The 12,946-nt window shown below is 71.5% G+C and carries 12 protein-coding genes; 6 read left to right on the forward strand and 6 right to left on the reverse strand.

What is annotated here, in order from left to right; genetic code table 11:
• Window positions 1-53: 53 nt before the first annotated feature.
• Both EDF21_RS06305 and EDF21_RS06310 read left to right on the forward strand, forming a co-directional pair.
• Window positions 54-995: an ABC transporter ATP-binding protein gene (locus tag EDF21_RS06305; protein WP_123570854.1), complete on the forward strand. Its 942-nt coding sequence runs from the start codon at window positions 54-56 to the stop codon at window positions 993-995.
• Window positions 996-1,049: 54 nt separating this feature from the next.
• The gene (locus EDF21_RS06310; protein WP_123570643.1) at window positions 1,050-1,811 is read left to right on the forward strand and encodes an ABC transporter permease; all 762 of its coding nucleotides are present in this window, start codon (window positions 1,050-1,052) and stop codon (window positions 1,809-1,811) included.
• Between the two features lie 118 nt (window positions 1,812-1,929).
• Here EDF21_RS06310 and epsC read toward each other — a convergent pair whose 3' ends face one another.
• The 6 genes from epsC to EDF21_RS06340 form a co-directional block, all read right to left on the reverse strand.
• Entirely contained in the window at window positions 1,930-2,481 is a 552-nt protein-coding gene (epsC, locus tag EDF21_RS06315) for a serine O-acetyltransferase EpsC (protein ID WP_123570644.1), read from the reverse strand.
• Between the two features lies 1 nt (window position 2,482).
• Entirely contained in the window at window positions 2,483-3,421 is a 939-nt protein-coding gene (gene cysK / locus EDF21_RS06320; RefSeq protein WP_123570645.1) for a cysteine synthase A, read from the reverse strand.
• A gap of 297 nt (window positions 3,422-3,718) precedes the next feature.
• On the reverse strand, window positions 3,719-4,744 hold the full coding sequence (locus EDF21_RS06325; protein ID WP_123570646.1) for a hypothetical protein: 1,026 nt from the start codon (window positions 4,742-4,744) through the stop codon (window positions 3,719-3,721).
• A gap of 221 nt (window positions 4,745-4,965) precedes the next feature.
• Window positions 4,966-6,663, reverse strand: coding sequence for an FAD-binding oxidoreductase (locus tag EDF21_RS06330; RefSeq protein WP_324289756.1), 1,698 nt, complete (start codon window positions 6,661-6,663; stop codon window positions 4,966-4,968).
• A complete protein-coding gene (locus EDF21_RS06335; protein ID WP_158612868.1) occupies window positions 6,660-7,619 on the reverse strand; it encodes a 1-acyl-sn-glycerol-3-phosphate acyltransferase in 960 nt (319 codons plus the stop codon). The genes EDF21_RS06330 and EDF21_RS06335 overlap by 4 nt, the downstream gene beginning before the upstream one ends.
• Window positions 7,616-8,395 (reverse strand): SDR family oxidoreductase, encoded by a 780-nt coding sequence (locus tag EDF21_RS06340; protein WP_056046842.1) that lies wholly within the window; start codon window positions 8,393-8,395, stop codon window positions 7,616-7,618. Before EDF21_RS06340 ends, EDF21_RS06335 begins: the two co-directional genes overlap by 4 nt.
• A gap of 98 nt (window positions 8,396-8,493) precedes the next feature.
• Here EDF21_RS06340 and EDF21_RS06345 point away from each other — a divergent pair, with 98 nt between their 5' ends.
• Genes EDF21_RS06345 through EDF21_RS06360 form a run of 4 tightly spaced genes read left to right on the forward strand, consistent with a single transcriptional unit; the run spans window position 8,494 to window position 12,865 of the window.
• Window positions 8,494-9,315 (forward strand): hypothetical protein, encoded by an 822-nt coding sequence (locus EDF21_RS06345; RefSeq protein WP_123570648.1) that lies wholly within the window; start codon window positions 8,494-8,496, stop codon window positions 9,313-9,315.
• Window positions 9,312-11,663, forward strand: coding sequence for an SDR family oxidoreductase (locus EDF21_RS06350; protein ID WP_123570649.1), 2,352 nt, complete (start codon window positions 9,312-9,314; stop codon window positions 11,661-11,663). The genes EDF21_RS06345 and EDF21_RS06350 overlap by 4 nt, the downstream gene beginning before the upstream one ends.
• Window positions 11,664-11,684: 21 nt before the next feature.
• A complete protein-coding gene (locus EDF21_RS06355; protein ID WP_055970915.1) occupies window positions 11,685-12,521 on the forward strand; it encodes a hypothetical protein in 837 nt (278 codons plus the stop codon).
• Window positions 12,518-12,865, forward strand: coding sequence for a LysR family transcriptional regulator (locus EDF21_RS06360; RefSeq protein ID WP_043595703.1), 348 nt, complete (start codon window positions 12,518-12,520; stop codon window positions 12,863-12,865). The genes EDF21_RS06355 and EDF21_RS06360 overlap by 4 nt, the downstream gene beginning before the upstream one ends.
• The last annotated feature ends 81 nt before the right edge of the window (window positions 12,866-12,946 follow it).

Below are 12,946 nucleotides of genomic sequence, written 5' to 3' on the forward strand. Positions count from 1 at the left end.
GGGTGGCACGCCGGCACTACCCGTCGTCCGCCCGGCACGAGATCGTCGAGGTCATGACGAACTCCACCGACACCACGCCCCGACCGGCCGCCGCGCCCGGCTCCGCCGAGCGCGGCGACGCCGTCATCTCGACGCACGGCCTCCGCTGTTCGTACGGCTCGTTCACCGCCGTCGACGGCCTCGACCTGACCGTCCACCGCGGCGAGCTGTACGCGCTCCTCGGCACGAACGGTGCCGGCAAGACCACCACGCTCGAGGTGCTCGAAGGGCATCGCACGGCCGACGCGGGCCGGGTCGAGGTGCTCGGCGGTGATCCGACCGACCGGGGGCGCATCCGACCGCGCATCGGCACGATGTTGCAGGACTCGGGCCTCGCCCCCGAGCTCACCGTGCGCGAGAGCGTCCAGCTGTCGGGCGCCGTCTCGGGTCGCGACGACGACGTCGACCGCGTGCTCGGCCTCGTCGGCGTCGACCACAAGGCCTCGGCCCGGGTCGCCCGGCTCTCGGGCGGCGAGCGGCGGCGGGTCGACTTCGCGGCGGCCGTCTGGGGCACGCCCGAGCTGGTCTTCCTCGACGAACCCACCACGGGCCTCGACCCCGCGGCACGGGACGCGCTCTGGGCCGTGGTCGCCGGACTCCGGGAGGCGGGGGTCACCTTCGTCCTGACCACCCACTACCTCGAGGAAGCCGCCGAGAACGCCGACCGCATCGGTCTGATGCACCGCGGGCGCATCCGCCGCGAAGGGACCGTCGCCGACCTCACCGCCGGCAGCACGACCTCCATCCGCTTCGTCGCCCCCGGCCCGCTGGACGGCCTCCCGCTGCAGGTCGCCCGGACCGAGAACGACCTCGTCGTGATCGAGACCGACGACGCCCAGCGCGACCTCGGGGCGTTGCTCGGCTGGGCGGCCGACGCCGATCGCCCGTTGGCCCGTCTCACGGTGCACGAGTCGGGACTCGACGACGTGTTCCGCGACCTCGGCCGCGCCTCCTGACCGTCGACCGTCCCCGGTCTCCGCTCCCCACGCCCCTCTCCGAAAGGACATCCCATGACCACCGTGACCCGTCCCTCCCCCACCCGGTCGGCAGGCTCGCGACGTCGTTCCGGCCCGCTCGCCATCGCCCTCGCCGAACTGCGCATGCTCGTGCGCAACCGCACCGTCGCCCTCTGCGCCCTGCTGCTGCCCCTCGGCTTCGGGGCCCTCACCTACGCCTTCGACTCGTACGGCACGGCCGGCATGCTCGCCGGCGTGCAGATCATCGGCATGGTGGGCCTCGGCGTCTACGTCACCGCGACGACCACCCTCGCGGCCCGTCGTCAGTCCCTGTACCTGAAGCGGTTGCGCAGCGGGTCCGTCGGCGACGCGGGCATCATCGCCGGGCTCGTGCTGCCCGTCGTGGCGGTCAGCGTCGCGCAACTCGTCATCGTGCTCGGCGTGCTCGCGCTCCGCGAGCCCCCGGTGCACGCCGGGCTGCTGATCGTGGCCGTCCTGGTCGCCGAGGCCATGTTCGCCGGCTTCGCCCTGGCCACGGCCGGGTTCAGCACCTCGCCCGAGCACGCCCAGTACACGACCATGCCGCTCTACCTGATCACGCTCGGGGTGGCGATCTGGTGGACGGTCACGGGTGCCGACGACCTGCTCTGGCTCAAGCGCATCCTGCCCGGGGGCGGACTGATGGAACTCATCACCCTCGCCTGGAACGGCGGCGACCTGTCACTCGTGTCCGTGCTGCTGGCTCCGACGCTGGTCTGGGCCGCCCTCGGGGCCCTCGCGGCCACGAAGGCCTTCCGGTGGGAACCCCGGCACTGAGCGGCCCCGACCTCGTCCCGAGGGCCGATGCGGCCTCGTCAGGATCGATGCGGCTTCGTCAGGGCCGGCGCGGCTTCGTCAGGGTCGACGCGGCTTCGTCAGGGCCGACTCGGCTAGGTCAAGGCCGACGCGGCCGGGCGACGGCGGGCACGCCCACCGCGACCGACCCGGCCGGAACGTCCTTGGTCACGACCGCGTTGGCCCCGACGACGCTGCCGCTGCCCACGGTGACGCCGCCGAGCACGGCGGCCCCGGCACCGATCATCACGCCGTCACCGACGGTGGGGTGCCGGCGGCCGAGCGCGCCTCCGCGTCCCTTGCCCCCGAGGGTCACTCCGTGGAAGATCGTGCAGTCGTCACCGACGACCGCGGTCTCGCCGATCACCACGCCCATGCCGTGGTCGATGAACAGGCGGGCCCCGAGGCGGGCCCCGGGGTGGATCTCGACGCCGGTCAGCGATCGGACCATCTGCGACAGCAGGCGGGCGGCGAACCGCGACCCGAGGAGGCGCGGTGCCGGCCCCGCACGCCACAGTCGCGAGGTCACGCGGTGCGCCCACACCGCGTGCAGGCCCGAGTAGACGAGGGCGGTCTCGAGGCGTCCTCGGGCAGCCGGGTCGCGCCTCCGGACGGTGTCGAGGTCCTCGCGGAGGCGCGCGACCAACCGCACCCTAGGCGTCCGCGAGGTCCTGGAACAGCACGGTCGACAGGTAACGCTCTCCGGTGTCGCAGACGATGGCGACGATGCGCTTGCCGGCGTTCTCGGGTCGCTTCGCGATCTCGAGCGCGGCGTGGATGATCGCCCCCGACGAGATGCCCGAGAGGATGCCCTCCTTCGTGGCGAGGTCGCGTGCGACGCGCAGGGCGTCGTCGAGCTGCACGGGGAACACCTCGTCGATCTGCGAGCGGTCGAGCACCTCGGGCACGAAGTTCGCCCCGATGCCCTGGATCTTGTGCGGGCCGGCCTTGCCCTCGCTCAGCAGGGGCGAATCGGCGGGCTCGACCGCGACGACCTTCACACCGGGGACCTTCTCGTGCAGCACCTGACCGACGCCCGTGATGGTGCCGCCGGTCCCGACGCCCGCCACGAAGAAGTCGATCTTCCCGTCGGTGTCGCGCAGGATCTCGGGCGCGGTCGTGCGGCGGTGGATCTCGGCGTTGGCCTGCGTCTCGAACTGCTGGGCCCAGATCGCGTTCTCGGTCTCGGCGGCGATCTGCTTGGCGCGTTCGACGGCGCCCTTCATGCCCTCGGGTCCGGGGGTCAGCACGATCGTCGCGCCGTAGGCCTTCATGACGGTGCGTCGTTCGACGCTCATCGTCTCGGGCATCGTGACGATCACCCGGTAGCCGCGGGCGGCGCCGACCAGGGCCAACGAGATGCCCGTGTTGCCACTCGAGCCCTCGACGATCGTGCCGCCGGGCTTCAGGTCGCCGGAGGCCTCGGCCGCGTCGACGATGGCGACGCCGAGACGGTCCTTCACGCTGGCACCCGGGTTGTAGAACTCGAGCTTGCCCAGCACCTCGGCCCCGCCCTCGGCGGGCAGCGAGTTGAGCTTGACGAGCGGGGTGTTGCCGAAGGCCGAGGTGATGTCGGCGTGGATTCCGGGCATGCGCGGGTCTCTTCCGTGAACGGGGGTCTGTGCGGACGGATCGATGCTCATCTTAGGCAGCCGTCCTGCACCGTCCCCCTGTGTGTCCCCGAGCGACGTGTGCGTCCCCCGCCACCCGCCACCCCGCCGCCGCCGTCCCGCCGCGCCACCCCGCCACCCCGCCACCCCGCCACCCCGCCACCCCGCCACGAAGTAAACAGCCCGCCATGCAATGTCGTGGCGGCGTGTTTACCCCGTGGCGGTACGGCCGGGCTGGGTGCCACATGGCCCAGCCCTCCGGCCCCGCTCGCCCGGTCGTCAGGACCGACGGCTCCGCAGCGGTACGCCGATGTCGCGCACGATCTGGGCGAGGGACGTCCTGTCCCGGACGTCGTCGGCGTCGCACCGTCCGATGCGAGTCACCTGGCCCGTGCGCATCAGCCGCCTCTCGCGTGCTTTCTCGGCCTTCACCACGGCGGACGGCGCCAGCCCGCCCCGGACCGCCTCGTGGTCGTACTTGACCTTGCCGTCGAACTCGAGCACCGAGCTGCCGAAGACGAAGTCGCACCGCCCCGCGAGTCCCTGCGCGTCGTGGAACTCGACCTGCAGTCCCGGGGGCGGGGCCCCGAGCTCGTGCAACGCGATGCGACAGAGCGATTCGCCTCCGTTCTCGGACCACGGCGAGGCGAAGGCGACCACGCGTCGAGCGGCCTCCGCCCCCCGCGTTCCCGTCGTACTGCCGAGGCGCGCCCCCAACTCGTGCCGGGCGCCGTTCGCCGCGCGTTCGACCCGGGCTCGATGTTCTTCGTAGCCGTCCTGAGGACGCGGGTCCCGCCAGCCGAAGCACCCTGCCCCGACCGCCGCGCGCCGGAGGACCCCGTCGGTGCACAGCACCCCGTCGGCGAACGAACGACCTCGGGCGATGTCGATCGCCGTCCGCGCCTCGGACGTGGTCAGCACCCCGTCGACCTCGACGACGTCCCCGGCATCCGTCGAGCCCGGATGTCGGACCACGCGCTCGCTCGTCCGCACCCGATCCCGACGGGGGTCCAGGACGTGCACCCGCGTTCCCGCGCCCCGGACGGACGGCAGCCCGTGGACGGCGACGGCCGACTCGTGCGACACGACGGTGCCCGGCGGCAACCCGGCCAGGACGGCGCGCACCCTGACCAGCTGCCGGTGCCGCGCCGAGAGACGCGTCCAGTCCTCGCTGGGCACGTACGCACCGGGATGTACCCGGACGACGAGGCCCCGTCGGGTGTCACGTCTGAGCGCTTCGGCCTCGCGACTGTGGGTGCCGTGGGTCGACACGAAGGTGATGGCGGGCAGCGGTTCCGACGACATGCCCCGAGCGTCGCGCACCCATTCTTGGCCCGCTCGTGCGCGCTCGTGGCCTGTGGAGGCATCACGCCGTCCGACGTCTGTGCCCGAGGTGTCACCGACACCGCCGCGTGCATCACCCCGCCACGAACTAAACAACCCGCCACACGTTTGCGTGGCGGGTTGTTTACCTCGTGGCGGGGTGCGGCGCGGCGCGGCGGAAGCGCAGGAGGCGCGGTGCGGGACTACGCGCCCGTCACCTTCCCGGGGTTGAACACGCGCCCCGGGTCGGCCGAGTCGAACAGCCCCTGCATGACGGCCACGCCCTCGGGCGAGACGTCCTGTGCGAGCCACGGCTGGTGCTCGAGCCCGACGCCGTGGTGGTGCGAGACGGTCGCCCCGGTGTCGATGAACGCCTGCTGGATGGCGTGCTTGACCACGTCGTACTCGGCCTCGGCGTCGTCACCGTGCTCGAAGGCGAAGGTGAAGTACAGGCACGCGCCCGAGTGGTACGAGTGCGACAGGTGGCCCATGATCCAGCCCTGCTTGCCGATGCTGTCGAAGGCCTGGTTCGCCGCGGCGTAGACGCGCGACGACACGAGGCGCAGCTTCGACCAGGGGGCGGCGGTCTCGGAGACGTCCGCCGCGCCTCCGTGGTCCATGAAGAAGTCGCGCAGGTAGGGCGTGTCGAACTTCTTCTGGTCGTAGAGCTTGCCCGGTCCCTTGCCGACGCTCATGCCCTTGTTCGCCTTGACGATCTTGGCGACGGCCTTCTGGGTGTGGGCGACGTGCTCGGGGCTGCCCTCGTAGCCGATGAACGACAGGCACATCGCGTCGACGTCCCAGCCCTTGGCCTTCAGGATGGTCGGCAGCAGGTCGGTGACCTTCTGCGAGATGCCCTTGCCCGGCTTCGACGTGGCGAACGAGAAGGCGGTCTCGTGTGCGTCGCTGACGCGGGTGACCGACGGGCTCACGTCGCTCTCGGCGATGGCCTGCATGGCGGCGAGGCCGTCGTGCCACGACGGGAACAGGTAGGCGAGGATCTCGCGCTTCTCGGGCAGGCGGTGCACCTGGGCGGTGACCTCGGTGATGACGCCGAGACGTCCCTCGCTGCCGATGATCATCTCGCGCAGCGACGGACCCGTCGACGCGCTCGGCACGGCGCGGATCGAGAGCACGCCGCCGGGGCGCACGACCCGCAGCCCCTTGGTGATGTCGGCGATGTCGCCGTACTTGTCGCTCTGCATGCCCGACGAGCGGGTGGCGACCCAGCCGCCCATGGTCGAGTGGGTGAAGCTGTCCGGGAAGTGTCCGAGGGTCCACCCGCGGGCGTTGAGCTGCTCCTCGAGGTCGGGGCCCTGACCGCCGGCCTGGATGCGCGCCAGTCCGCCGTCCTCGTCGATGTCGAGCACCTTGTCGAGCCGGCCCATGTCGAGCGAGACGATCGTGCGCTCCTCCGCGGGCAGCGGTTCGAGGCTGCCGACGATGTTGCTGCCGCCGCCGAAGGGGATGAGGACGAGGTCGCTCGCGACGGCCAGGTCGACGATGCGCTGGATCTCGTCCTCGTCGGCCGGGTACACGACGACGTCGGGCACCCGGTCGAGACGTCCGGCGCGGATGCGGATCAGGTCGCGGATGCTCTTGCCGTAGGTGTGGACGACCCGGTCGTGGTCGTCGGTGACGACCTGGCCGTCGCCCACGATCTGCACGAGCGAGTCGAGCACCTCGGTGCCGACCCGGGACGAGGGGACGTCGAGGTCGTCGAACGAGAGGCCGGTGTCGTGCCCCTGGGACAGCTCGACGCCCACGATCTTCTTGACGAAGGGGGCGAAGGCGGGCTTGTCGTCGTGGTGGAAGGCGACGCCCTCGACGCCCCAGCCCCACCACTTCATGTGCTTGACGCCGTCGACGGCAGGACTCTTCTTCTGTTGGACGTCGGTCACGGGCGTTCTCCTTCGAGCGGGTCTGACGGGCCCAGGATGCGGGCGGTGTTGGCGTCCTTCAGACGCAGGATCTCGGTGCGCACGCGCGTCGAGAAGTCGGTGACGGACTCGCCGTCGTGGGGCCGCATCGGGTCGCCGAACGCGACTCCGACGGGCAGTCGGCCGGGCCGGGGCCAGCTGCGGCCGCGCGGTTGGGCGATGTTGGCCCCGATCAGCGCGAGCGGCACGACCGGCACGCCGCAGGCCGAGGCGAGGGCGGCGGCGCCGGGCTTGAAGGCGGCGACGGTGCCGTCCTTCGAGCGGGTGCCCTCGGGGAACACCAGCACGGGGTAGCCGCGCTGCAGCAGCGATCGAGCACTGACCGTGGGCTGCCCCTGGCGCCCGCGGGCGGCCGCCTTGGCCGCGGCGCGTCGGCGGGCCGAGCTCTGCGGAGTCGACCCCGCCGACGCACCGGACGAGGAGGCGCGGGTCGCGTCGACCGCGGAGGCCGGGGTCCCCGAGCCCCGCTGCACCGGGAACGCGTTGAAGAACAGTTCGGTCAGCTGACGCCGCCAGGGCACGTCGAAGAAGTAGTCGGCCGCGGCACCCGTCGCCAGGTAGCGCGCGAGCTTGCGGGGCAGGGCACCGAGGATGAGCGGGGCGTCCAGGTGGCTCGAGTGGTTCGCGACGACGATGAAGCCCCCGGTGAGGCCCTCGACCCGGTCGCGGTCGATGACCGTCACGTCGGTGATCGACCAGATCGTCGGCTTGAGCACCATGCGCTGCGCGACGTAGCGGGCCATCGCGTGTCGCCGCGAGCTGAAGCGGTCGCGGACGTCGCTCGCGACGTCACCGGCACGCTGGGCGACTCCACCGGCCCGCTGGGCGACGTCGGCCCGGACGTCGTCGACCCTCTGGGCCACGGCGTCGAGGCGGGCGTGGTCGCGGCGTCGTTCTCCGTCGTCCTTCACGCTCACTGCCCCACCGGCTTGCGGCGGCTCGACGAGATCGCGCCGGACGCGGCCCGGACGGCGCCCTTGGGGGCGTGCCGGACCAATCCCATCAGCACCTTGTACCGAAGCGTGGGCATGGAGATCACCTTGCCTTTGTCGACGTCGCGCAGACAGGCGACCACGAGTTGTTCGGTGCTGAGCCACAGGGCGTTGGGTATGGACGACGACTTTATGCCGGCACGCTGATGGAACTCCGTCCGCACCCAGCCCGGCAGGAGGGCCGTGACGCCCACGCCGGTGCCCTTGAGCTCGACCGAGAGGCCCTCGCTGTACGAGGTCACCCACGCCTTGATCGCCGAGTAGCTGCCCATGGCCATCAGCCCCGCGGTGCTCGACACGTTGACGATGCGACCGCGGCCGCGCTCGCGCATGGACCTCGCCGCCGCACCCGAGAGCACCAGCACGGCCCGGCACATGACCTCGAAAGCGAGGTCGTGCGCGGCGACGTCGGTGGAGGTCAGTGGGGTGTGCATGCCGAAACCGGCATTGTTCACCAGCAGGTCGACGGGGCGGGTCGGATCGGCCAGCCGCTCGGCGACCCGGTCGACGTCGCGACGGTCGCCGAGGTCGGCCGCGAGTACCTCGACGTCACGGCCGAGCGCGCGCAGGGCGGTCGCCGTCTCGTCGAGTCGGGTGAGGTCACGAGCGACCAGGACGATGTCCCAGCCGCGCATGGAGAGTTGGCGGGCGAATTCGGCTCCGATGCCGGACGTGCCCCCGGTGACGAGCGCTACAGCCATGCCGCTTACGATACGGTGCTGAGAGCAGACTGCGCGCATCGAGACACGTTCGAGGCCCTTCTCGCCTCGTCCACTTCTGCCCCGGAGGACCCCCTGTCATGACGACCAGAGATGCCCCGCGCGCCGACCCCGACTTCGACATCCGCGAGTTCACCAAGACGGCCCGGGGCAACTGGCGCCCCGACCTCGACCTGTCCGGCTTCGCCGACCGCCCCCTGGGCCCCGACGCCCTGCGCCTCGTCCGCCATCTCGGCCGACTCGAGAGCGCCACGATGGAGAACCTGCGCAACCTCCTGGTGACGGCCACCCACAAGGACACGAGGGTCACCGCGTTCCTCGTGACGTGGGCGTTCGAGAAGTTCTGGCTGGCCGACGCCCTCGACGCCGTCCTCGAGGCCCACGGCGAGCCCCGCAACCGCGACGTGACCGAGGGGCCCAAGCGGCACGCCGCCTCCGAGGCCGTCGAGCGCCGTGGCCCGATCACCCGGGCCCTCCAGGCCATCACCGTCGGGTCCCCCATCGTCGCCGTGCACACGACGACGGGGGCCGTCGACGAATGGGTGCTCCGAGAGGCATACGACCGCCTCGACGAGCTCGCGGCACACCCCACGCTGACCACCGTGATCGACCGTGTGAGGGTCGTGAAGGGTCGTCACGAGCGGTTCTTCGCGAGCGAGGCCGACTGGCGCCTGCGCGACTCGCGCCGGTCGGTGAAGATGACCCGCGCCTCCTTGCTGACGGCCGTCTGGCCGATCGGCGCCGTCGAGCGCGCCGACTCCGAGCGCACCTTCTTCGACGCCACCGTCTTCGGCGGGGCCGAGGGCCACCTGCGCGCCGACCGCGTGGGCGCGCAGGTCGCCGACCTGCCGGGCCTGGACGCCTCCGTCGGGGCGGCCGTGACCAGAAAGCTGACCGCATGAGCTCCACCCCCGGCCTCGCGCTGCCCGACCAGACCCCGGGCGCCACCCGAGTCGACCTCGGCGGCTCGCACGTCCTGCTCACCGGCGGCACCGGCTTCGTCGGCCAGGCGATCCTCGAGCGTCTGCTCTCGTCGCACCCCGGCACGACGGTCACGCTCCTCATCCGACCGAAGGCCGGCACCTCGGCCGAGGGGCGTCTGCGGCACCTGCTGAAGAAGCCGGTCTTCGCCTCGTGGCGCGAGGCCGTCGGGGCCGAGGGCGTCGAGAAGGCCCTCGCCGAGCGGCTCCGGGTGATCGAGAGCGGCCTGGGCGACCTGCCCGACCTGCCCGACGACCTCGACGTCGTCATCCACAGCGCGTCCACGGTGTCGTTCGACCCGCCGATCGACCAGGCCTTCGAGACCAACGTCGGCGGGGCCGTCGGGCTCTACGAGGCCCTGCGGAAGACGGGCACCGACCCGCACGTCGTGCACGTGTCGACCGCCTACGTCGGCGGCATCCGCAAGGGCGTGTTCCCCGAGGCGTCGCTCGGCCACACCGTCGACTGGCGTGTCGAGCGCGCCGCCGCGGCCGACGCCCGCGCCCGGGTCGAGGCCGCCTCCCGCCAGCCCGAGACGCTGCGGACCTTCCTCGCCCAGGGTCGTGCGGCGCACGGCAAGACCGGTCCGCAGGCGGTCGCCACGGCCGCAGAAGACGCCCGCGTCGCCTGGGTCAAGGCCCGCCTCGTCGACTACGGACGCACCCGGGCCGAGACGCTCGGCTGGACCGACGTCTACACGCTGACCAAGGCCTTCGCCGAGCGCGCCGCCGAAGAGCTCTGGGCCGAGGCCGGGCACCGCCTGTCGGTCGTCCGACCGGCGATCGTCGAGAGCGCCCACCGGCACCCCTACCCCGGCTGGATCGACGGCTTCAAGGTCGCCGACCCGCTGATCATGTCGTACGCCCGCGGGCTGCTGCCCGAGTTCCCCGGCGTGCCCGACAGCGTGCTCGACGTGATCCCGGTCGACTACGTCGTCAACGTCATCCTCACCGTCGCGGCGAACCCGGTCGAGGCCGGCAGCCCCCAGTACTTCCACGCCAGCTCGGGCGGCAGCAACCCGTTCTCGATCCTGCGCATGTTCGAGAACCTCAAGGCGTTCTTCACGGCCAACCCGCTGCCCCGCGACGAGCACTCGTCGATCGAGGCGCCGCACTGGAACTTCCCGGGCGTGCGCAAGGTCGAGGGCGCCATCCGCACCGCGAACCGCGTCAACGACGTCCGCGAGGCCGTGCTCACCCGACTGCCGAGCACGCTGCGCACCCGGACGGCGCTGGCCGGGGTCCAGACGCGGCGGGCCGACCTCGAGTCGTTGCAGAGCCTCACCGACCTCTACCGCCACTACGTGCAGTCCGAGATCATCTTCGACGACCGACGCACTCGGGCCCTGCACGCCGGACTCCCCGCGGGCTCGCCCGCGGACATCGGCTTCGACGTGACCGACGTCGACTGGGAGGCCTACTTCCAAGAAGTGCACTTCCCGTCCATCACCTCGATGACCCGGGCGTTCTCGGTGCGACCCGCCGCGTCGGCCGCCGTCGCCGACACGCGGGCCCTGCCGCCGCGCGACGACGTCGTGGCCGTGTTCGACCTCGAGGGCACGGTGCTCGACAGCAACATCGTCGAGCAGTACCTCTGGGTGCGCTCGGCCGGGTTCCGCAAGGCCGCCTGGCCCGGCGAGGTCGCCAGCCTGCTCACCTCGCTGCCGCGCTACCTCCGGGCCGAGGGTCGCGACCGCGGCGAGTTCATCCGCACGTTCTCCCGACGGTACGAGGGCATGCCCGTCGCGCGGCTCTCGGGCGTGGTCCGGTCACGCGGCTACGCCGACACGGTCCTGCGCCACACCCTCCCCGACGCGCTCGCCCGACTGGCCGAGCACCGTGCCGCCGGGCACCGCACGGTCCTGGTCACGGGCTCGATCGACACCCTGACGACTCCCCTGGCACACCTCTTCGACGACGTCGTCGCCAGCACGATGCACCAGCGCAGCGGCGTCTACACGGGTTACCTCGCACAGCCTCCGCTGGTCGACGAGGCCCGCGCCGCCTGGCTGCGCCAGTACGCCCAGGCGAACGACATCGATCTCTCGGGGTCGTACGGCTATGGTGACTCGTTCGCCGACCTCGCCTGGCTCGAGATGGTCGGCCACCCGAACGCGGTCAACCCCGACAGCAATCTGGCACGCGAGGCGCTCCGAAGAAGATGGAGCATCCGCGATTGGACTCGCAGCGGCCCCCACGGCAGAAGCGGCACCAGCACCACGAGCGGCACCAGCAGCACCACAGCGAAAGGAGACGGAGGCAGGGCCTGAGCCCGCGCCTCCTGACATCACATGGCCTTCGACATCGACAAGTTCGCCGCGACCTCCGAACGCCTGAGCTGGGACGACCTCGACCTCGACCACTTCCGGAAGAACCCGCTCTCGGCCGACTCGCTGCGGACGCTGCGCTACATGGCCGATGTCGAGTACCACACGGTCTGCTACACCCGTGATCTGCTCACGACTCCTTCTCACAAGGAGAACGAGATGACCACGTTCATGACGATGTGGAACCGCGAGGAGTTCTGGCACGGCGAGGCCCTCGCCGCGATCCTCGAGGTCCACGGCATCACGGTCGACTACGACCAGCTCCGCGCGAACCGGCTCAAGCTCGGCTGGCGTGAGCGCCTCGACCCGGTCAAGCAGGGTCTGCTCGGCAAGATCGTGGGCTCGGACTTCGTCGCCGTCCACATGTCGTGGGGCGCGGCCAACGAGTACTCGGCCGTGTCGGCGTACAAGCGCATGGCCGAGCTCGAGCAGGACCCGGTCCTCGCCGAGCTGCTGAAGCGCATCGCCAAGCAAGAGGCCCGCCACGTCGCGTTCTATGTCTCGCAGGCCCGTGAGCGTCTGCTCGCGAGCAAGAAGGCGCAGAAGCTGACGCGCTTCCTGCTGTCGAAGGTCTGGGCCCCGGTCGGCTCGTCCATCATGGAGGTCGACGACGTCAAGTTCGTCTTCGGCCAGCTGATGAGCGGCGAAGAGGGCCGCAAGGCCGCCGTCAAGCTCGACCAGAACATCTCGAACCTGCCGGGCATGAGCGGTCTGACGATCTTCCAGAAGGCCCTCGACGGCCTGGGCATCCGCGCGGACTCGGTCGGCGGCTCCTCCGCCGGTTCGGTCGCCACGGCGTGAAGACCAGCCACCTGAGGCACTTCCTGGTCGCGGCCGACGTGCTGCACTTCCCGGTGGCGGCCGACAAGCTCGGCATCTCGCGGCAGAAGCTCGAGTCGTCGATCGAGGCCCTCGAGCTCGAGTTCGGTGCGAAGCTGTTCGACCGCGACGTCACGCCCTACCGGTTGACCAAGGCCGGCAAGGCGGCGGTGGTCGTCGCCGAGGACGAACTGGCGAGTCCTTCCACCCCGACCCCGCCGCCACCCCCGCCGGCGGGCGGCAAGGCCAAGGCGTCGAAGGGCAAGGGCCGTACGCCCGCCGTCAAGGGCCAGCCCAAGCCGTTCAAGAAGCGCCAGGGCCGCTAGCAGCGCCTGAGGCGGGCCGCCCGCTCGCCACCGCATCACATCACACCACGAAGTGGACACGGCACTGCGTTTTCGCCTGGT

Origin of the sequence: Frigoribacterium sp. PhB118 (assembly GCF_003751725.1) — a bacterium.
GTDB lineage: Bacteria > Actinomycetota > Actinomycetes > Actinomycetales > Microbacteriaceae > Frigoribacterium.

Excerpts from the sequence above, each read along its gene's own strand:
- cysK (WP_123570645.1), bottom strand. The coding sequence starts at position 3,421 with ATGCCCGGAATCCACGCCGACATCACCTCGGCCTTCGGCAACACCCCG.
- EDF21_RS06355 (WP_055970915.1), top strand. The coding sequence starts at position 11,685 with ATGGCCTTCGACATCGACAAGTTCGCCGCGACCTCCGAACGCCTGAGC.
- EDF21_RS06340 (WP_056046842.1), bottom strand. The coding sequence starts at position 8,395 with ATGGCTGTAGCGCTCGTCACCGGGGGCACGTCCGGCATCGGAGCCGAA.
- EDF21_RS06310 (WP_123570643.1), top strand. The coding sequence starts at position 1,050 with ATGACCACCGTGACCCGTCCCTCCCCCACCCGGTCGGCAGGCTCGCGA.
- EDF21_RS06305 (WP_123570854.1), top strand. The coding sequence starts at position 54 with ATGACGAACTCCACCGACACCACGCCCCGACCGGCCGCCGCGCCCGGC.
- EDF21_RS06325 (WP_123570646.1), bottom strand. The coding sequence starts at position 4,744 with ATGTCGTCGGAACCGCTGCCCGCCATCACCTTCGTGTCGACCCACGGC.
- EDF21_RS06350 (WP_123570649.1), top strand. The coding sequence starts at position 9,312 with ATGAGCTCCACCCCCGGCCTCGCGCTGCCCGACCAGACCCCGGGCGCC.
- EDF21_RS06345 (WP_123570648.1), top strand. The coding sequence starts at position 8,494 with ATGACGACCAGAGATGCCCCGCGCGCCGACCCCGACTTCGACATCCGC.